The sequence below is a fragment of the Oceanobacillus halotolerans genome, from assembly GCF_010993955.1.
GTDB lineage: Bacteria > Bacillota > Bacilli > Bacillales > Amphibacillaceae > Oceanibacillus_A > Oceanibacillus_A halotolerans.
The window spans coordinates 1-19,702 of record NZ_WIXL01000007.1; the positions used below are offsets into that span (position 1 = coordinate 1).

Here is a 19,702-nt window from a genome sequence, read left to right on the forward strand (position 1 = left end):
CTCAAACATCATACAAGAGGGCTATTTTTATATCAAGTCCCTTTTACTTTACAAACAGGAATGCTCCTCGGAAAAAGACCACTTCCTCAGGGGTCTTCGGACACGTGTTGTTCCTGCAGGAGTCGATTGTCCTACGCTCCAATCAACTAATGTATAGTTACGTAAATACATGAATAAACATAGCTCAAATCAGCGTAGGAAATACACGTAGACTCCTGCGGGAGGAACGGCCTAGGTAAGACCCCTAGAAACGTGTGACGAGTTGAGGAGGCTCAACAGCCACCCGCGGAAAGCGAAGTGTATTTCCGAAGCGGGTAAATGCTCCAACCATCTTTTATTATCTTTATATACTTACTCAAACTTAATTTATATGCTACGATACTTATGAAACTCACGAAATTAGGATAAAAAAGCATTTTGACGTGAAGTGTAAAACATATACAATTTAACTACCTATAATCTATGATAAAATAACGATACGAAATACATAACCAACAGGAGTGGGAAACGATTGAACAAAAAAGATATAGCAAATATCCGAAAACAATTTAAAGTAAATAATGATCTGTTAAAAATAAATGATATCTTTAATGTGTACATCATGAAAGAGTCGAGCGATATCTATCATCATCAAAGTACCCCATTTGAATTGCTGGAAGAGGAACAAAAAGAATTGTTTATGGACAATTTTAAAAAGGTACTATCTGGTCAGTTAGATGAAAAATTGTTTGAATTAAAATTTCAACGTGATGTGGAAAACAACAGTCAACTGATTTTGCATCAAGGTTTGCTTAGTAATGAGACAGAAGAATGGAAGGCACAAATGCTGCAGCTTGTTGAAAAAATGCTAAAAGATAAGCAATATGAAATGGATGTGGTCGTCACCTTTATCCGGGGAGAGTACCGAAAACCGATGAAAAAGAGTGAAGAGTCCGAAGAAAGTGATCGGGATACGGTTTATTCCAATCCATTTATCCTATGCAGTATGAATAAAACACAGGATCCGAAGAAAGAATTGCTGTTTGATTATGTGGAAAAAGAATTTAAATATAATGTGGTCGTTGATCCTATTATTAACTTGAAAGCACCTATTTCAGGGTTTTTATTCCCTTGTTTTACTGATAATGCAGCAGATGTGAATCATATCCTTTATGCTGCCAGAAAGAAATATGAATTAGATTATCATTTAATAGAGGAAGTATTGAATGCAGAAGAAATTATGACAGCTCAAGAGGATAAAGTAGTTTTTGAGGAAATTGTAAAAAAAGCAGCAGACAACCAACTTAATACATCTACCCTTTCCAATGTATATGAAGAGATTCACCGCGTTGTGGAGGAGAATGAAGAGGAAGAAGAAGTACCGAAATTAGATTACAAAGATGTGGAAAACGTGTTAAAGAGTAGTGGAGTAGAAAATGTGAATACGGAAAAAGTAGAAGATGCATTCAAGACTGTGATTGATGATGAAAAGTATGAATTTAAAGCAAGTAATGTGTTGCCAAAATATAATTCGAAATCAATTAAGATTAAGACAAAGGTAGCGGATATTTCAATTAGTCCACAAGATTTACGGTATGTACGCCAGGTTGAATTAGACGGAAAACTCCGCCTTATGATTGACTTGGAAGAAAATACGGTCATTGAAGGTTTTGAGATGATTCCTGAAGCTCTATTTCATAAGGCAAGTGACCAAGAGGAGTAAAGCAGAGCACGGTTTGCCAATGTTGCATAGTTATTCGCTAATGATTAAAGAAGACCGACTTATGATATAAGTCGGTCTTTACATTTTTTGGCACATCTATGGAAAAAACTATCATTTTTTATGATAGTTTTTTCATAAACCAAGCGTCCATCGTATTATGGTCTGAACCATCAAGTGGGTTATCTAGCTGTTGAAAACCTAATTTGGTATATAGGAGATTAGCTGTTTTTAGCTTTTCCATGGTTTCTAAGTAACAGTATGTATAATGTTCTTTAGCAAAATCAAGTGCTTCGTTCATGAGCTTTCTAGATAATCCCTTTCCTTGTTCTTCGGGTGTAATATATAGCTTTTGGAGCTCACAAATTCCCTTCTCCTCTTCAAACGGTCCAATCCCCACACCACCTAGGACCTCACCATGTTCATTCACCACAACCCAATACTTAGCATTAGATTGCTCCTTGTAAAACTGCGTTAAATTAGCCAGCTGTGGGTCAAAATAGGCTGTTCCTGGAATATCTAAATTAAACGATTCCAAGGATCGCTTAATAATTTGCTCCATTGTTTTATTGTCTTTTTCCTCAATTTCGTGGATCTGCATGGTTTCACCTCCTATATCTTCCCTTATATGTTATTTTATTATAATTCTTCTGATAATTAAATGCCAAGGCTTTTTAGGTCAATCTTGATAGATCGCTCGAATCTCACGGTAGATCGATTTATTTTTAGGCAAAAGAGTGTCTGTATGGACTTCTGTTTCTTGCTTTGTCCTATGTTTTCTACATACCATAAAAGGTTTTATTCTCAATCAAAAGATAATTTGTAGAAGCTTAATCAGCTTACTAAATATACTTTTACCTTGTTCCATAATTCTTTTCACCACATTACTTTGACAGACAAAGTAATGTGGTATATATTATAGATTAGGAGGTGATATAGTGTGGCAAACAAAATTTCAACGGATTTGATACGGGGGCATACGGATACAATTATTTTAAATATTCTTCGTCAAGGTGACAGTTATGGGTATCAAATTTTTAAGACAATCATTGACTTAAGTAATCAACAATATGAACTAAAGGAAGCCACGTTATATACTGCTTTTCGCCGGCTTGAAAAAGAAGGGTTAATTGTTTCTTACTGGGGGGATGAAACGCAAGGTGGGAGAAGGAAATATTATCGTATTGCAGAAGATGGCTTGGCGCGCTATGAGCAAAATAAGAAGGACTGGGAATTTGCAAAAAGCGTTCTAAACAAATTAATTAAGGGAGGAGTGGAAAAAGATGAAGCGTAATCGTAGTTTAGACGATAAAGTAAGAAATTATTTAAATCGTTTATTTGCTGGTGTTGGCGAAAGTCAGCAACTATTCGATTTGAAAGAAGAGCTGACCATTAATTTAAAGGAAAAAATTAGAGATTACGAAAAACACGGAATGGGTGAGGAAGAAGCGTTCAAGGAAGCGATCAGTTCAATGGGGGACTTGAGCGGTTTAGTTGATGACATGCGTGAGGTAGGGAAAGATTCTGCTAGGGAAGCGGTATATACATCCATGGCAGAGCGTATATCGACAGCCGGTTTGATTGTCGGTATCCTCATTATTTTATTTGGTATATTAACGATGGCGATGCTTTACTTTATGGAAGTGCCTTTAGTATCTGTAACTGGACCAGGTATCTTTATTGTTATTGGTGGTGCGATTCTTACTTATAGTTTCTTAGCAAGGGAAACAAAGAATAAGTATGCGATGAATAAGATTCGTGCAACGTTATATGCATTAGCTGTTGGATTAATTTTATTTAGTTTATATACCGCTACTTCATCAGGAGTTGCAACAGGTGAAATGTTTATTGCAATCAGCTCCTTTATGGTTTTCTTTATAGCTGGTGTTGGGGTGTTTTTAGGTCTTATCTTTACTGGTAGTAATCGAAATAAATAAGAGGGAGGGTTTTGGTGTTTAGAGGAAATGGTCAAAAATCCATTTGCATAAAAAAACAGCCACCTTTTTCCGAGAAAAGATAGCTGCCTTAAAATGATAGGTTTTTTAAAAGAGAAGTGTTGCAGCACTTCTCTTTTATTATACAGGAAAATGTATTAGAATTTCCAGATTGTAAGTTTATTTGAAAATAGGATAATCATAACAGATCCTTATATCATGATAAACAGGTGTTTCTCTGTTGAAACGTCTTTTATTTCGCAGGGAAAGATTCGAATTCGGAACGAGCACTTAATTATAGTAAAAAGCAAATATATGGGGAGAGTAATGAGTAAAAAAAGGATTGTTAGCGGAATGGAATCATTTACTCAATACCACATAAACGAAACAGAGCAAGGAATAGAAGTCATATTATATTTAGATGAAAACCTAACAGAGTTTTCTGACGAGCTAGGGACGATTCCTAAAAAGGACGAATCCCAAATTCAAAAGGAAGCGGTTGGTTTTGTCAAAAGAAAATTTCCCTCTTTAAAGGTAAAGTCTGTGAAAATTATGGCTGGTGCAATATTGCTAACGAGCTTAGGAATTGGCACGATGGCTCCTGATCAAGCTTCTGCTGCTGAAGTAACACCAACCCAAACACAGACAGTTTCTTCTTACATTGTAACACCAGGGGATACACTTTATCGTATTGCGACGCAGAATGGAACAACAGTGGATGCTCTTAAGCAAGTGAATCAATTAACATCGAATGTGCTAAAAGTAGGTCAGAAATTAATGATACCATCAGGGATAACAGTGTCACCAGGCCAAGTAACGACCCATCAAGTAAAATCTGGAGATACACTATATAGCATTGCGACACAGAATGGAACGACAGTGGATGCGATTAAGCAAGCAAACCAATTAACAACAAACGTACTCAAAGTAGGCCAGAAACTAACTATCCCATCAGGGGGAATAGTGCCATCAGGTCAAGTGACGACCCATCAAGTAACGTCCGGAGATACACTATATAGCATTGCGACGCAGAATGGAACAACAGTGGATGCGATTAAGCAAGCAAACCAATTAACAACAAACGTACTCAAAGAAGGACAAACATTAAACATTCCTTCTGGTAATATTGCTGCTCCCGTTAATGCAACACCTCCTGCTCCACAAACTGAGCAACAAACAACCGTTAACCAGGAAGAAATCGAGTGGCTTGCAAAGATGATTTATAGTGAAGGGAGAGGCGAATCATTAGAAGGCCAGATCGCGATTGGTGCTGTTATTATGAATCGAGTGGAAAGTCCGTTATTTCCGAACAATGTTAAAGATGTATTATTTGAAAAAAGTAATGGGTATTATCAATTTACACCTGCAGAGACTGGTTCCATCAATACAGCTAAGCCGAATGCGCAAAACATGGAAGCGGCAAAACGAGCGCTAGATGGTGAGGACCCTACAAATGGAGCATTATTCTTTTACAATCCAGATAAAACGTCAAGTCCGTACTTGAAAAGTCGTACCGTATCAACCGTTATAGGCAACCATACCTTTGCATTTTAAGAGATTCTTAATGGGAAAACTGCGCCTTAAAATGATTCTAAGGCACAATTTTTTTATGTTGGCTCTTTTCCGTATAGTTTGTTACATAATCTATCCTGTACAAAGATGTTGAACGGATCCGCGGTGAATGGAAGAGAAATCAACCGAGAGGGAGTATCTCACGGTAGATCCAAAAGAAACACGAAGCAGAATCAGCCGATCGTCCCGCCTCACGATCCATATCAATGGTACGCTTCCTAGGCATTGTGCATAGGATGTGTGGTAAAAGGTGAAAAGGGGGTGAGCAACATGTATTTTGTACCATATACGTATCCTGGTCCATATTATGTGGCTGGACCAATGCCAATACCCAGAAACTACCCAATGTATGGGGGGAATTCAAATGACTCCACTTTGTATCGAAATGAGTATTTACATTTAACGGATTATGGAAATAACCCATTTGTGACGAATATCGAGCATACTTCTATGCAAAATCAAACATTTCGAACTGCACTGTGGACCGGGGAGCATTTTCAAGTTACCTTAATGAGTATTGGTGTCGGAGAAGATATTGGGTTAGAAGTCCATCCAAATACCGATCAATTTCTCCGTGTGGAAGCTGGTCAAGGGCTAGTGCAAATGGGGGATACCGAACATCAGTTAGATTTCGAGCGAAGTGTATCAGATGATGATGCGATTATCGTGCCTGCTGGGAAATGGCATAACCTGACAAACACTGGGAATACGCCACTTAAACTATATACAATTTACGCACCACCAGAGCACCCATTTGGTACTGTACATCGAACGAAAGCAGAAGCACTAGCAGCTGAGGAACACCATCACCATTAATGTGAAATTTGGGATGAGAAGAATGCTAATCGGTTAGCATTCTTTTCTAATATGTTAATAATATAACAAAAAGAAGATTCAACCTATCCTGAAGTATAGAAAATGGCCATATATGCTTTCGAATTCATATTTTTCTAATACAGAATGTCATCTATTCCTTTTAAGGTACAATAAAGATAAAATTTTTATTAGCTATCTTATACAAGCTGTATGGTGAAAAAGCCTGCAGGATAGTGACAGAAGAAATCCCCTCGCTATATAGCTGGGTAAAGCTAACAATATGCCCTCGTAGCATGCGAAATGTTTTAAGAGGAAGGGATGCCATTGTTTACAGAACTATCTATTTCAAGAACGCCTTGTTATGGCGAATGTCCAGTATATGAAGTAGTTGTCCATCATGATGGGGAAGTGAAATGGACAGGACATGAATTTGTGGACCATTTAGGAGAGAGTCACTTTCGTATCAGCCCCGAACAGGTTAAACAAATAGAAACGTTATTGGAAATATTTGATTATCGATCTTTTTGCTATCCGGAATCAGATGTATTTGCTACAGACCAGCCGTCCTGCATTACGAACGTGGTGTTTAAGGATGGATTCGAAAAGGAAATAGATCATTACCTTGGAGATAGTCAAATCAATCCCAATGACCACCAACACTCCTTTGAAAATCTAGAAAAATTGGAAGAAAAGCTAGAACAAATTCTAGGCTTAGAAAAATACATATAATTTGGTTTTTAAGCAGTATAAGTATCCCACGTGTTTTATACTGCTTTTTTGATGGCTATTTTTAAAGGCTCTTTTCGCATACTTTGCTGATTTCTATGACGCATAAACTATAGGGCAGTAACGATATGCCGTTACTTTTAGACGTATGCAAATTGTCGTAGTTATACTTTGGATTATTTACGTTTCTATTGGCTTTATGGTGACTTTCCCCGTACAAATCGGTCCGATAGAGAAGGTCTAATGGACTTTTTCAGAGGTTTCCCGTTCACTTCGATCCAATAGAGAAGGTCTAATGGACTTTTTCAGAGGTTTTCCGTTCACTTCGATCCAATAGAGACAGTCTAATGGACTTTTTCTTTGAGTTTATTACCGAACAGCCTTTTCACAAGTCCCTATCAATAAAATAGCCGAAACCCCGCATTCCAGCCAATTTCCCAAACTATTTCTTTTTAAAGAAATCTATCGTCTAAAGGAAAAATATCCAAATCTTGACGGGGGTCAATTCTTTTTAACAGAAAGAGATCTATAATGAAATCATAACGAAAGACAGACAGCCAATAAAGGCTTTCCAGTCAAAATGGTATGTCAAGAAGGGGGATAATCATGAATAAATTCATTAGTAAGTACAAAAATCATATTACAGCGATTTCGGGGACATTGTTGATTATCGCGTTAATTGCAAGTATCGCAGGAGCTTCTGCAATTCAGCAAGGGGTCTTGCTAGCCGCAACGATTATAGCTGGAGTTCCTATCTTTATTAAAGCTTTCCAAGCATTGCGAATGAAAGCATTTAGTATTGATTTATTAGTTAGTATTGCGGTTATTGGAGCACTTATAATCGGAGAATATGTTGAGTCTGCAGTTGTTACGTTTCTATTCCTATTTGGGGATTATTTAGAAGCGCGGACTTTGCAAAAGACACGCTCTTCCTTAAAAGAATTAGTAGATATGGCACCACAAGAAGCAACGGTTATTCGCGAAAATAATCAAATCACCATTCCTGTTGAAGAAGTAGAAGAAGGAGATCGCGTCATCATTCGTTCTGGTGGGAAAGTACCGGTTGATGGAAGTATTTTAACTGGTCAGGCTTCCTTAAATGAAGCAGCTGTCACAGGTGAATCCGTACCATCCGCAAAAAATGTGGAGGATAAAGTGTTTAGTGGAACCATTGTTGACAGTGGGTATATTGAAATTGTGGCAGAAAAAGTTGGCGATGATACAACATTTGCAAAAATCATTGAACTTGTCGAAGAAGCACAGGAATCTAAATCTAAAACGGAAAAATTCTTAGACAAGTTTGCGAATGTTTATACACCAGCAGTTGTTGTTTTATCGGTTCTCGTTTATGCATTGACAAGAGATCTTCACACAGCCATAACATTCTTAGTTGTCGCTTGCCCAGGTGCTTTAGTGATTGGTGCTCCTGTTTCCAATGTAGCTGGTATAGGAAATGGTGCAAAAAATGGGGTACTTGTTAAGGGTGGCGAAGTGATGGATAAATTATCAAAAGTGGACACACTTGTTTTTGATAAAACAGGTACGTTAACAAAAGGAAAACCGGAAGTAACGGACATTCATACATTCCACCAAGAAGATAAAGATGAGTTATTACGTTTAGTAGCAAAAGCCGAAACCATTTCTGAGCATCATTTAGGTCAAACCATTGTAAAAGAAGCGAAGAAAAGAAACTTAGCGTTAGACGCAGAACCAGAAAATGGCGAAGTGATCAAAGGGAATGGTATACGTGCACAAGTAATTGGAAAAGTCCTCACAGTTGGGAATCGCAAGTTAATGGATGCGGAAAATATCAAGATTCCACAAGAAGTAGAAGCATATGCCGTCGAACGGGAAAAGTCCGGAAACACAGCAATCTTTGCAGCAGTTGATGGAAAAGTGGCAGGAATCTTTTCGATTGCCGATCAAATTCGGGAAGATGCACCAAAAGCATTAGCAGAAATGAGAAAGAACGGCATTAAACGAATTGTTATGCTAACAGGTGATAATAAACATACAGCCGAATTAGTTGGCAAACAGTTAGGATTAGACGAAGTTCATGCCGAATTGTTACCAGAAAATAAAGTAGAGTTTGTGAAGCAATTAAAAGAACAGGGAAATGTCGTGGCGATGGAAGGAGATGGTATTAATGATGCACCAGCGATTGCAACAGCAGATATTGGATTAGCGATGGGTGAAGGTGGAACAGATGTCTCGATGGAAACAGCAGATGTTGTGCTAATGGCCGATAAATTAATGCAATTCTCTCACGCTTACTCTTTATCGAAAGCAACGATCCGTAACATGAAACAAAATACATCATTTGCGGTTGGAACGGTATTTATTCTTTTAGCAGGTGTGTTGGCAGGATCTGTTCACTTAGCATCAGGCATGTTCATCCATGAAGCTAGTGTGCTACTAGTTATCTTAAATGCAATGCGCTTGATTCGCTTTAATCATAAAAACATGAACAAAGGACAGAGCATGCAAGTAGCAAATGCATAGTATTTTAATAGAAGAAGGGAAAAGAGTTAACTCTAGTGCTGAGTTAACTCTTTATGTCATTATGCGTTAAAATGAAATTCCAACTGTTTCAAAATATCGTTAAATCGCCTAAAGGTTACGGGTTGACCAGAAATAAGTGTTAGTGCATTTGACATATGTTCTTGATATTCCTCAATCCCATTTCCGGTTAATTCCACTGCTTCTGAAACCGCTATCTTTTCTTTAGTAGTACCTTCAACAAAATTATTTCGAATGATATCATTAATTTCAGTTGCTAATGAAGACCAACTTTTATTTTTATTAATAAATTGATAGACACAGTCTGTTGCATGTAAGTAATTAAAGTGCCCCTTGTGCCCTCCAATTTCACAAATTGCCGCAAAAAGCAGATTTTCATATGATTTACCCAAATCCTCATAGGTTTGGTGACCTAAATCAACGTTTAGAAATTCTTCAAATTCCTTATCGACCGCAATTTCGAGCAAAGCACATTTTTGGTAAATATCTAATAAATAATGGATATCCTTTGAGTATTGGATATTAAACGAGATGATGTTATTCATGACTAATCTTCCTTTCTTGGCGGTTAGGAAAATATCAAAACTTTCCTACTGCATAAGTGTAACTAAGGCATTCACCAATAAAGGCTTGATGAATGGCAAGTTTTCTAATTAGACATTTTCATTATAAAGGAAAAATGTCCACTTTGAAATTGTTTTTAATAAATATGCCTAGAATAATAGATTGTACTGCAAGCTTTGAAAGGTCTCACTTTACTAACATATTGCAATTTAGATGATATATGAATAAGTTCCGCTAATATTAGAAAGTATGAATATCGTAATTAGTTTAATATTGGAGGGGCTTTTCCATGTGGAATGCAATTATGTGGGGAACAATTGCAGCCTCAGCAACGATGATTGGTGCTTTAATTGTTCTAAAGTTCTCCATTCCAAGGCGCATCATAGCCTTTATTATGGCTTTAGGAACTGGTGCACTGATTGGTGCAACAACGTATGAATTACTAGAAGATGCACTTGAAATGAGTGGATTTACGTATATTGGATTAGGTTTTCTCGGTGGAGCACTTGTTTTTACGATTATTAATATCATTGTTTCCCACCGTGGTGGTGGCAATCGAAAGCATCCAGAACGAAGTGACTCATCCGATAAAAAGCAGGCAAAGGGGGCGGGATTAGGAATTTTTATTGGGACGGTTATGGATACATTACCAGAATCGGCCATGATTGGGATGAGTTTAATTGGTGGAGAATCTGTAAGTATGGCATTAGTTATTTCCATTTTTATTAGTAATTTACCAGAAGGGATCTCCAGTACAGTAGGATTACAGCAAAATGGCTATTCCAAGAAGAAGATCTTCATTCTCTGGATTTCGGTTGTCGTCTTTTCTGGATTAAGTGCTTGGGGTGGAACACTGTTAGAGGGTGCTTCAGACAACATGAAAGCGGCCATGAGTTCATTTGCTGGTGGTGCTATTATAGCGATGTTAGCCTCCACCATGATGCCAGAGGCGTTTAAAAAAGGCGGACCATTTGTTGGGTTTATAACAGCAATTGGGTTATTCATTTCGTTATGGTTACATCATTGGTAAGGATGGATTTTTGACAAGGCGAAATCTCCCGAGGTATTGGATCATACTTTTTAATAGGTTAACATTGCACCCAACTGAGCTAAAGCCTATCCCATTAATTTGTTTTAAATAGAGACACACTCACAAATGTTGATCAACGTTTATGAATGTGTCTTCTTGATTTTATTGAACTAGCGTGTTTTTATAAATGTTCCACACAAGACTGATGGACACATAAACCCATGCAGTGATTGCAATATATACCATAAAGTTTGGAATCACATCAAAATGGGGAAATCTAATGCTTTGGAAAGTTGTAATGTACTAGTTGTGTACATTGCAAGTGGGAATACCATGCCCCAGAGTTGCGGATCATATGTTAGTGGATAGCGATGGTAAAGATACCTCCAAATTGTCAGAATAAATAGTAATGGTATCCACCAGGTTCCTGTTATCCAGAAAAATAAGGTGAACCCTTTTAAAAAAGGGGTAATTTCAACAAGTAAAGACCAGCTTTCAGCGTGTAGGATTAAAGTAGAACCAGCTAATGTGGTAATAGAGACAGCCCCCATATTAATCCAATATGGAGGTGTTAATGCTGAGAATTCTAATTTCAGAAAGGTAAATCGGCTAAAATATAAGTGTAATAATGTTTAAGTAGAGCATACAGCCAAGAAAATACATGCATAAGGTTATAAATAAAATTATTTCCTGCCCATTATCAACATAAGGTGTAAGAAGTGTCCCGAGTATAGAAATAGACTGTGTTGCAACAGATGCTATTAGCCAAGCCCCATTAATCCCCTCAGCAACTGTAGGCTTATTCTTTCTAATCGTAACAGCCGTAAAGAATGTGTACATAATGATCAACCACAATATAATGGCAAGTCCCCATAAATAAACAGCAATGGAATATGCTTCAGCAACAATAATAAGCTGGCTGCCGAATACATTAGTTCCCGCAACAAAGGTAAAAAAGCCAGGTCCAAGTGTGTGGCTAGTTATGTCTCTTATTATTCTAGGGAAAAAGAGTATAATACGAAAAATAGTGATTACCCACAACGTGATATAGGCTAAAACATTAATGTATAACAAACTGGTAGAAAATAACGTCATACCAAGGTGATGGGTTCCGATAGATAATGCCCCTGTAGCCATAACAAGTGCAAAATATCCAGGGAAGAAATTTTTAATATTGTCTTTAAAAAGACGTAACACGAGCTCACTCCTAATTATAGACGGTTTTAGTTCACTTCAAATGAGTAGGGAAATTTAAAATATATTTTAATGCTACTTTAGTTTTGTAAAATTTACTGTTACATATATCACAAATGAGTTGTTCTTTTAGAAGGGTTGTCGCATAAAAATTACTAACAGACTTCCAGGAATCTTTTCTACACATTAGGAAAATAGAAAATTTTAGCTAAGAAGTGGACTCGATGTTGCTAAAATTTTAATGTCCTAAGTATAAGAAAAACTAAATACATTCGCTAAAGGACGAGCGAATGCGAGTTTTTCTGAAAATACCCTTTATTTCATTACAAATTCTAATCAAGTTATCTGTAGGAAATGGCACTGATAAACGTTTACTTATTAATATAGAGTGAAAAGTGTTACCGTATTCATACACAAAAGAGTATGCTAGAATAACAGAAGAGGAAATTAATTAAGGTTAGAGGAGCACATTCGTGGGTGGTGCTCATCTTAAAATAGGAATGATCTTATACAACTATTTTTGTGTATTTAAAATGGAGGTATCTCAATTGAAATTAATAGGAGTCTCAGGAGCACTAGCTGGCTGGAAAACAAATGTGGCGATTCATGAAGTTTTAGAAGCGGCCAAGGACCTTGATTCTACCATAAAAACAGAACTAATCGATTTGAGGGATTATGAGGTTGAGTTTGCTCGTGGCGAACCATTAGTGGTTTATAATGAAGATACATGGGAAGTGGTCAACAAGATTGAAAAGGCAGACTTAATCGTGTTTGGTACTCCGATATATCAAGCGTCGATAACAGGAGCGCTAAAAAATCTCTTAGATCATTTTCCGATGGATGTATTTAAGCGAAAAGTAACAGGAATTGTGACAACAGGAGCAGTTGAAAAACATTTTCTCGTATCGGAATATCAATTAAAGCCGATCCTTTCTTACCTTAAAGGATTAGTACCAACAAGTAATGTGTTCGTTCATAATGATTCATATAATGAAGAGAACATTATTGTAGATGAAGATGCGTTAAGAAGAATAAAAGCATTAGCGGAAGAGATGATCTTTTTACAACAAAGTCTTAATAATAGATAATACAGTTTGAAACAGTATAAAAACACTTGAAGGTAACGTGTTTTTATACTGTTCTTTTATATAGTCATTTAAATCACAAATTGGAATTAATTATCGCCTTGCTATTTTTCATCCTTATCTTTCTCACTATATTCATACATTTCATCAGCAATCTCGGTCTGGAATTGAAGATCTGCAGTTCTTTCTCTGTTATCCTTATCCTCATGATCTGGTAAAACTTGGTTTGCTAAATAACGATGGAAGAATAGCTCAAATAATCCCACACCTAATGCTGCAAATAAAGAAGCTGTAAAGGCATTATCCGCGACAGTCATACCATCAGCAAACAAATAAATGATCATCAGTGCTAGTCCGAAGTCAGCGATTGTTGCGATTGCATTATTCGTCCTAGGCAAAATGAACATATCGCCGATCAGATAAGCTGCAATTCCTAAGACAGCAGATAAAATGAATACCTCACCAAACGTCATTTCATACATTAGTCCAAGGATTACATACAGAAGGGCTAAAGAAGCAGCGAATTTTATCAATAAAGCCTTAATATGTTTCATGTGTTATTTCCCCTCCTTTATTAGTATTGTTCATTTTTTAAAGGTAATTATTCCTTTCTCTTTAGTAAAGAAAATTGGTATATGTTGGATAATCCAAGTCAGTTTGCCAAAGAACTGTTACGGCACCTTGAGAAAAGCGCAAACATTCTGACCTAAAGAGGACGGTTGATTTCCATAATTTAACCATTTAGCAGATCTTTAATTCATGGTATAATAATCTTTCATCATAAAAGAAGGAGGATGCCGCATGGCAAAAAAGTCGTTAGTTGTAAAACAGCAAAAGCCACAAAAGTTCGCAGTACGTGAATATAGTCGTTGTAATCATTGCGGCAGACCACATAGCGTCGTAAGGAAATTCCAATTGTGTCGAATCTGCCTTCGTGAATTTGCATATAAAGGACAAATACCTGGCTTGAAAAAAGCAAGCTGGTAATTAAACAAATAGTACACTTCTCATTGGGGAGTTATAATAAGCCAAATTCCACCTATAATAGGTGGAATTTTTTGGTTTCGTGAGCTATCGCGGAAAAAGCTATCCAGTATGTGATCATTGTTATTTTGTATCTTCCATTCAGATTGTTTATGTTAAAATTATTCAGTCTTCACCATTATCCCAATGATGATTGGTTTTTATCTGTCGACTTCAGCAGTCTTATTGTAATACTTGGAGTAGCATTTTTAGTATTTATTGCAGGCTCAATGTTGGCACCAGTTTTGTTACATATACAGCTTACGTGTAAAGGCTACTTTTAAACAAACGTTTGATTAAATCCAGAAAAATAGCTCAATTTAATGAACTGAGCTATTTTATAGCAATCGTTGTGAATAGCTTATTACTGTTTATTGCGGATTAGGTGGTTGTTTACCATAGGAGTGATGTTCAAGTATAAGAAAAACTAACACATTAGCTAAGGACGAGCGAATTGAGAGTTTTTCTAAAAAGATAAGAATGTATAAAAATTTTGCTTTATTTTGTTCATATATAGGAACAGCCACGTCCAGCTTCGAGCGATTGACGTCCTAGTGCTGGCGTTGTCACAGGACGTGACGATTTTAGCCAGTGAGAGCGATTGACGTCCTAGTGTCGATAGACATAAGGACGCACGAGTTTTCATCGGCCAGCGCCTACCCCCTCGAGGTCATAAGTCAATCCTCTTTTTGGCAAAGAGTGCCACGCAGGCTTGGCTTATGCATGTGGGAGTGATCAAGGTGCTTGTTCTTTAGGTTAAGGTATAATATAGGATTGTTTAATGTTCCACATTCCAAGTAAAGAGACTGGATATTACCCCAACCAGTGTGATTGTAATTGTAGAAAAGATAAATATTTCAAATGAAATTAATAATCCTCCAATACCTATAATACATGCGTCGATAATAAAAATTAAAATACCGACATTGATGTTTAGTACTCGAACAATAAGCTGGGCTATTAAATCAGTTCCACCTGTACTAGTATGTAAGCGAAGCATCATTCCCATGCCTAAACCAATAAATATGCCACCTAAAACAGAACTAACAAATGGAGATAGATCCAACCTTGCTACAATTGGATCATGAAAGGGGTATACGATATCAATAAGGAACGAAGAAAAAAGCATACCGTGCAGACTGTTATAAAAATAACCTCTATTGAAAAACCATGCCATTAGAAAGATCGGTATACTTAAAATAATGATAATAAATCCTGTTTTCAGGCCAGTAAGGTAGCTAACAATCAAACCTAATCCAATCATCCCACCATCAAGAAGGTGAAAAGGAGTTAAGAAAAAATTAATGCCTATCGATAGAAGGAAGCTTCCTATAATGACAGTGATAATCTTTTTGTAAAGATACATATTCACATCCCCAAGTAAAATTTAGACATGTTGCATTTATATGACAAAGGGAGTGTTCCATGAACAAAAAAATAAGACAGCCTATCATTAGCCGTCTACATATGTTGAATTTTTCGTAATATGTTTTTTGCATGATATGAATTAGCTTCAGACAGATGCTTTTTAAGTATTTCCTTTGTTGGTTTATCACATCTCTCAAAGGTTAGAAATGCTTTAACCTCGTTGGATGTAATTATTTTTCTGTACAATTTGGAGACACTTTTCTGTTTAGTGCTCATTTTTAATAAAGTTATTCCCCCTCTTTGACTTTATCCTTAATATATACTATTCAATAAGAGAAAATAAAGTGAATACTACATTTAATAAAACATTTGGAAAATGGCTTCATTGTTTTCTGCAGAGGAGAACGAAGTAGAAATTATTCTAACGAAAAGCTGTGATTATGTCATAAGGCAAATGGAAAAGTCGTCCATTCCACATAATTTGCAAACAGAAGCAGTAGATCAGCAGATAAAAACCATATTTATGCTTGATTTTCATAATAGCCGAATCTCCTTAATCCTACATCTTGACGGACCTTTAACACAATACTTTTATTAGTAGTATGATAAACTAGCACCTTTTGAAGCTAATTATTCCTTTTGTTGCGTTTTCATCTAATATAGGTTCAACCGCCATAGAAGGTTTATCTGGTTCTACATCATTATTAGGCATTATTGAACCTTTTTTAAAAATAGGTACCCAATACGTAAAAAACATTATCTTGTGAAAAGCCAAATTAAAAAAAGAACAATAGCAATTAAAGCCCAAATAATGGTCTGTCTATTATTTTTTATTTACAAAACCCCCTCAAAAATCTAGAATCCAGTATAAAAAACTATGTGAAATACTGCCTTTAGGGCAACAACGGTTCACTTTTGTCTTAAAGTAATGGTACGTTACTTTAAGTACGATTTTTCACTAGCTGTAATTCTTAGAGCACTTATGCTTTTATAAGGAATAACTCTAGTTTATGGCTGTCCCATTCCTGAAACAACGATAATTAACAGAATAAACATTCCACTTCCAATAGATAAAAACAAAGCAAGAGCTGGGACAATGTTGCATTCCGTTTTTTTTATTATTGCAATAACCGCTAGTGAAATTGATAAGAATAAAGGAGAAAACATTACAATAGTTGATATATCTTTCCCTCCAAGTTGCAAAAAAAAAAGACTGTAATAGGAATTTCACTTAAAAATAATGAAAGCCAACTTATCCATTTTGTTTTTAAAAAGCTTATTCTTCCTAATATCAAATTTATTTTCTAAAGAGTGCTTTTTTAATATCGCTCCCGTTTGTTCAACGACAGTTACATTCTGCAAATGAGTTTACCTACCAAGCTTATTTAAAAGATTAACCATTTATTCATTTAACTGTTTTGTTTAAGTAATCTTATTCATACCACCATATTAACATAAAGTGCCATCCTCCCTTTGATAACTTCATATTCCTAACCGTGGTTAGATGTTTAATTTTCGATTAGCTGTAAACAAGTGATCTAGCATGTTATCTGAATTCCTGCATATGTATCATTACATACATAGCTAAAAGGGAGTGGGATGCATTGGGATAATTTCTGTGATGAATTATAAAGGTGGTGTAGGCAAAACAACGTTATCGGCTAATATTGCAGCGGCAATTGCCGATCGGGGAAAAAAGGTCTTACTGATTGATCTCGATCCCCAGGCTAATTTGACATTGTCTTTTGTTACGATCGAGGAATGGAAAAGCCTTGATCGACATGAACGGACGATTAAGCATTGGTATGATCGCTATTTAGATTATAATTTGGATACATCGTTAAAAGATCTTATCATTACACCAGCAAGAATTAATGAAAAAATGACGCGACAGGGAAATCGTGGCAGGTTGGATATGATCTGTTCGCACTTGGAACTAGTCGAAATTGACATGGAGCTTTCTAGCAAATTAGGTGGGAACACAGACCGAGCGATTCGAAATAATTATGTTCAAGTATTATCTCGCCTTCGTATGAAACTAGGTGAAATTAAGAAAGCCTATGATGTTATCATGATTGATTGCCCTCCTAATTTCAACCTTTTAACACAAAACGCCATCGTTTCCAGTGACTACTATATTATACCTGCAAAAACAGACTATTTATCTACACTTGGTATTGATACATTATTGAAACATGTTGATTCCCTAACGAAGAAATATAACCGAACCATTCAAGCGGTAAATTATCAAAACATAACAGCCATTTCGCCTAAAATGCTTGGGATTGTCTTCACGATGGTTTCCTATTGGAAGGGTCTCCCGATTTCTGCACAAAGAGAATATATTTCACAAATTCAGCGGAGAGGTCTGCCGTTTTTCAAGTCTTATCTTCGTGAAAATAAAAGCCTTTTTGCGAGTGCGCCTGAAACAGGGATACCCGTTGTACTCAGTGGAGCAAGCGCACAACAGCATAGCATTAAAAGAGAAATTCAGAATTTAGTAGATGAAGTTTTAATAGCGATTAAAAGTTGAGAGTGGGTGAAGCAGAATGTCAAAAACGGAAACACAGGCTTTATTTCAAATTATATCAGAATTTATAAACGACTTGAGCAAGGAGCAAATGGAAAACCTAGTGAATGGGAATGCTACGATTGCCTATAGGTCAAACAGTCAGCCGATAGGGTATCAACATCTGGAAACATCCATCCGTAACAGTAAGTCTATCCAAGAAGTAGAACGAGCATGTCGTGGAATGGTCAAAAAAGAGATAATCGCATTCTGTGAAGTCTATGATATAGCTTTAAACAAGAGGGATACGAAAAAGGTACTCTTTAAAAAGATCGCATCACACTTTCAAATTGAAAATACGGAATCAGTACAGGAAAAAGACGAAAGTGAGCTCGAGAAGATCAAAGAAACGTTTCAGCAACTAAAAAGTGTAGAGGAAGCAAAGCAGTTTTTAACAAATCATCCACTTCTGATAACGAAAAAGGATCTAATACGATTTGCTAAAATATTAGATGTTTATGTGAATCCGAAACAGAAGAAAGCAATCATACTGAACCGAATTATAGAATCTGTTATAGGTTCAAAGGTGCGTGCGAAAGTGATTCAGGAGAGTTAGGGAGTACTCCAAATATATTAAAACTGTATTAATTTTTTTGCAGCGTTATGTGCACTTTTCGCAAAAGGGTTGTACATTTTTTTATCAACCGTTAAATATTCAATTGATAAGTTAATTTGAGGGTGTGAAGCAGAAATCGTTTTGTATGTATGTTGTAGATCTTTTTGGATCTGCTGTAAGGCATGATTCTTTTTGAACGTAGTAGTACCTTCGAGGATGCCTTTAATGTTGTTGACATCAGAATAAATCGTTATGTTATCACACGGATTACCCATATGTTTATTGACATGTAATAAGGCATATAGGATGGCTTGTAATTCACCATATACATTTTTCCTATAACATGCTGCTGGCGGGTAAATCCAACTACTCTCGACAATAACAGATCCATCTTTCACGAATGAACATGCAGTAGCCATTTGGATACCTTTTTTATGCATGGAAGCATCACAATATACGAACAAAGAGTTCATACTAAAGTATTGCTCGTAAACGAATTCTTTTAATTCGCTAGAAATCTTTTTTGCTTTTCTTCCCCAAAAATTTTTCTGATTCCCTACTCTTCTAACATTCCCTTTCCCATACATGTGAACACCCCAACAATGAAATTTAGTCCAAGACTTCTGATCAATCAGCTATCATCATCATTCGAAATAAAATTCAGGTTCACAACCATTATAGAACAAATGTTCCTATATTGCAATCGATACGATTAATGTTAAACGATTTCATCTCTATACGTTTATTGAAAAAATTTTTAAAAAGATGCCACCTAATCCAACTTTTTTTCGATTAGTAGGGTGAAAGGTGATTATTTCCGTTTTCATCGGAAATAAAAGACTAAAGGAGGCACATGTGATGGAACGACAAACATTATCAGTAAAAGAAGTCGCAAATTATTTGGGGGTGCATACGGATACAGTTTATTCTATGGTAAAGCTTAAACAAATCCCTCATATCAAACTTAAAAATCGAATTTTGTTTACGGAGGATGCGATCAATCTATGGTTACACGAACAGGAGAAAGAGAGTCTAAATTAGGGGGA

Annotated in this window: 21 protein-coding genes; 14 read left to right on the plus strand and 7 right to left on the minus strand. The window is 36.3% G+C overall.

Going from position 1 to position 19,702, the window contains the following annotated elements; genetic code table 11:
• Nucleotides 1-511: 511 nt before the first annotated feature.
• Entirely contained in the window at nucleotides 512-1,702 is a 1,191-nt protein-coding gene (locus GHC26_RS09605) for a DUF4317 domain-containing protein (RefSeq protein ID WP_163971055.1), read from the plus strand.
• 118 nt (nucleotides 1,703-1,820) lie between these two features.
• On the opposite strand, the gene GHC26_RS09610 is transcribed toward GHC26_RS09605, so the two are convergent.
• Complete coding sequence (locus GHC26_RS09610; RefSeq protein WP_163971056.1) at nucleotides 1,821-2,300, minus strand: GNAT family N-acetyltransferase; 480 nt, start codon at nucleotides 2,298-2,300, stop codon at nucleotides 1,821-1,823.
• 339 nt (nucleotides 2,301-2,639) lie between these two features.
• Here GHC26_RS09610 and GHC26_RS09615 point away from each other — a divergent pair, with 339 nt between their 5' ends.
• The 6 genes from GHC26_RS09615 (at nucleotide 2,640) to GHC26_RS09640 (ending at nucleotide 9,249) form a co-directional block, all read left to right on the plus strand.
• Nucleotides 2,640-2,993: a PadR family transcriptional regulator gene (locus GHC26_RS09615; RefSeq protein ID WP_163971057.1), complete on the plus strand. Its 354-nt coding sequence runs from the start codon at nucleotides 2,640-2,642 to the stop codon at nucleotides 2,991-2,993.
• Entirely contained in the window at nucleotides 2,983-3,636 is a 654-nt protein-coding gene (locus tag GHC26_RS09620) for a permease prefix domain 1-containing protein (protein ID WP_163971058.1), read from the plus strand. The genes GHC26_RS09615 and GHC26_RS09620 overlap by 11 nt, the downstream gene beginning before the upstream one ends.
• A gap of 324 nt (nucleotides 3,637-3,960) precedes the next feature.
• Nucleotides 3,961-5,187 carry a LysM peptidoglycan-binding domain-containing protein gene (locus GHC26_RS09625; protein ID WP_226376910.1) on the plus strand — a complete coding sequence of 409 codons (1,227 nt, stop codon included), beginning with the start codon at nucleotides 3,961-3,963 and terminating at the stop codon, nucleotides 5,185-5,187.
• 288 nt (nucleotides 5,188-5,475) lie between these two features.
• A complete protein-coding gene (locus GHC26_RS09630; RefSeq protein WP_163971059.1) occupies nucleotides 5,476-6,021 on the plus strand; it encodes a cupin domain-containing protein in 546 nt (181 codons plus the stop codon).
• A gap of 324 nt (nucleotides 6,022-6,345) precedes the next feature.
• On the plus strand, nucleotides 6,346-6,750 hold the full coding sequence (locus GHC26_RS09635; protein ID WP_163971060.1) for a DUF6438 domain-containing protein: 405 nt from the start codon (nucleotides 6,346-6,348) through the stop codon (nucleotides 6,748-6,750).
• Between the two features lie 603 nt (nucleotides 6,751-7,353).
• Nucleotides 7,354-9,249 (plus strand): heavy metal translocating P-type ATPase, encoded by a 1,896-nt coding sequence (locus GHC26_RS09640; protein WP_163971061.1) that lies wholly within the window; start codon nucleotides 7,354-7,356, stop codon nucleotides 9,247-9,249.
• Nucleotides 9,250-9,308: 59 nt separating this feature from the next.
• Here the strand turns inward: GHC26_RS09640 and GHC26_RS09645 are convergent, their stop codons facing one another.
• The gene (locus GHC26_RS09645; protein ID WP_163971062.1) at nucleotides 9,309-9,812 is read right to left on the minus strand and encodes a hypothetical protein; all 504 of its coding nucleotides are present in this window, start codon (nucleotides 9,810-9,812) and stop codon (nucleotides 9,309-9,311) included.
• 308 nt (nucleotides 9,813-10,120) lie between these two features.
• Between GHC26_RS09645 and GHC26_RS09650 the strand changes: the two genes are divergently transcribed.
• Nucleotides 10,121-10,861 (plus strand): ZIP family metal transporter, encoded by a 741-nt coding sequence (locus GHC26_RS09650; RefSeq protein WP_163971063.1) that lies wholly within the window; start codon nucleotides 10,121-10,123, stop codon nucleotides 10,859-10,861.
• Between the two features lie 257 nt (nucleotides 10,862-11,118).
• Here the strand turns inward: GHC26_RS09650 and GHC26_RS16065 are convergent, their stop codons facing one another.
• On the minus strand, nucleotides 11,119-11,412 hold the full coding sequence (locus GHC26_RS16065) for an SLAC1 family transporter (protein WP_404821780.1): 294 nt from the start codon (nucleotides 11,410-11,412) through the stop codon (nucleotides 11,119-11,121).
• A 58-nt stretch (nucleotides 11,413-11,470) separates the two neighbouring features.
• Entirely contained in the window at nucleotides 11,471-12,058 is a 588-nt protein-coding gene (locus tag GHC26_RS16070) for a tellurite resistance/C4-dicarboxylate transporter family protein (RefSeq protein WP_264175956.1), read from the minus strand.
• A 545-nt stretch (nucleotides 12,059-12,603) separates the two neighbouring features.
• Between GHC26_RS16070 and GHC26_RS09660 the strand changes: the two genes are divergently transcribed.
• On the plus strand, nucleotides 12,604-13,143 hold the full coding sequence (locus tag GHC26_RS09660; protein WP_163971064.1) for an NADPH-dependent FMN reductase: 540 nt from the start codon (nucleotides 12,604-12,606) through the stop codon (nucleotides 13,141-13,143).
• Between the two features lie 101 nt (nucleotides 13,144-13,244).
• Here GHC26_RS09660 and GHC26_RS09665 read toward each other — a convergent pair whose 3' ends face one another.
• Complete coding sequence (locus GHC26_RS09665) at nucleotides 13,245-13,694, minus strand: YndM family protein (RefSeq protein ID WP_163971065.1); 450 nt, start codon at nucleotides 13,692-13,694, stop codon at nucleotides 13,245-13,247.
• A 247-nt stretch (nucleotides 13,695-13,941) separates the two neighbouring features.
• Between GHC26_RS09665 and GHC26_RS09670 the strand changes: the two genes are divergently transcribed.
• On the plus strand, nucleotides 13,942-14,127 hold the full coding sequence (locus GHC26_RS09670) for a type Z 30S ribosomal protein S14 (RefSeq protein WP_163971066.1): 186 nt from the start codon (nucleotides 13,942-13,944) through the stop codon (nucleotides 14,125-14,127).
• A gap of 814 nt (nucleotides 14,128-14,941) precedes the next feature.
• Here the strand turns inward: GHC26_RS09670 and GHC26_RS09675 are convergent.
• Nucleotides 14,942-15,529: a YitT family protein gene (locus GHC26_RS09675; RefSeq protein WP_163971067.1), complete on the minus strand. Its 588-nt coding sequence runs from the start codon at nucleotides 15,527-15,529 to the stop codon at nucleotides 14,942-14,944.
• A gap of 387 nt (nucleotides 15,530-15,916) precedes the next feature.
• On the opposite strand from GHC26_RS09675, the gene GHC26_RS09680 reads away from it, so the two are divergent.
• The 3 genes from GHC26_RS09680 to GHC26_RS09690 all read left to right on the plus strand — a co-directional run bounded on the left by GHC26_RS09680 (nucleotide 15,917) and on the right by GHC26_RS09690 (nucleotide 18,656).
• A complete protein-coding gene (locus tag GHC26_RS09680) occupies nucleotides 15,917-16,129 on the plus strand; it encodes a hypothetical protein (RefSeq protein WP_163971068.1) in 213 nt (70 codons plus the stop codon).
• Nucleotides 16,130-17,152: 1,023 nt separating this feature from the next.
• The gene (locus GHC26_RS09685; protein WP_318937001.1) at nucleotides 17,153-18,064 is read left to right on the plus strand and encodes a ParA family protein; all 912 of its coding nucleotides are present in this window, start codon (nucleotides 17,153-17,155) and stop codon (nucleotides 18,062-18,064) included.
• Between the two features lie 16 nt (nucleotides 18,065-18,080).
• The gene (locus GHC26_RS09690; RefSeq protein WP_163971069.1) at nucleotides 18,081-18,656 is read left to right on the plus strand and encodes a hypothetical protein; all 576 of its coding nucleotides are present in this window, start codon (nucleotides 18,081-18,083) and stop codon (nucleotides 18,654-18,656) included.
• A gap of 17 nt (nucleotides 18,657-18,673) precedes the next feature.
• Here the strand turns inward: GHC26_RS09690 and GHC26_RS09695 are convergent, their stop codons facing one another.
• Nucleotides 18,674-19,243: a ribonuclease H family protein gene (locus GHC26_RS09695; protein WP_163971070.1), complete on the minus strand. Its 570-nt coding sequence runs from the start codon at nucleotides 19,241-19,243 to the stop codon at nucleotides 18,674-18,676.
• 271 nt (nucleotides 19,244-19,514) lie between these two features.
• Between GHC26_RS09695 and GHC26_RS09700 the strand changes: the two genes are divergently transcribed.
• Nucleotides 19,515-19,697, plus strand: a complete 183-nt coding sequence (locus GHC26_RS09700; protein WP_163971071.1) for a helix-turn-helix domain-containing protein — start codon at nucleotides 19,515-19,517, stop codon at nucleotides 19,695-19,697.
• Nucleotides 19,698-19,702: the final 5 nt, after the last annotated feature.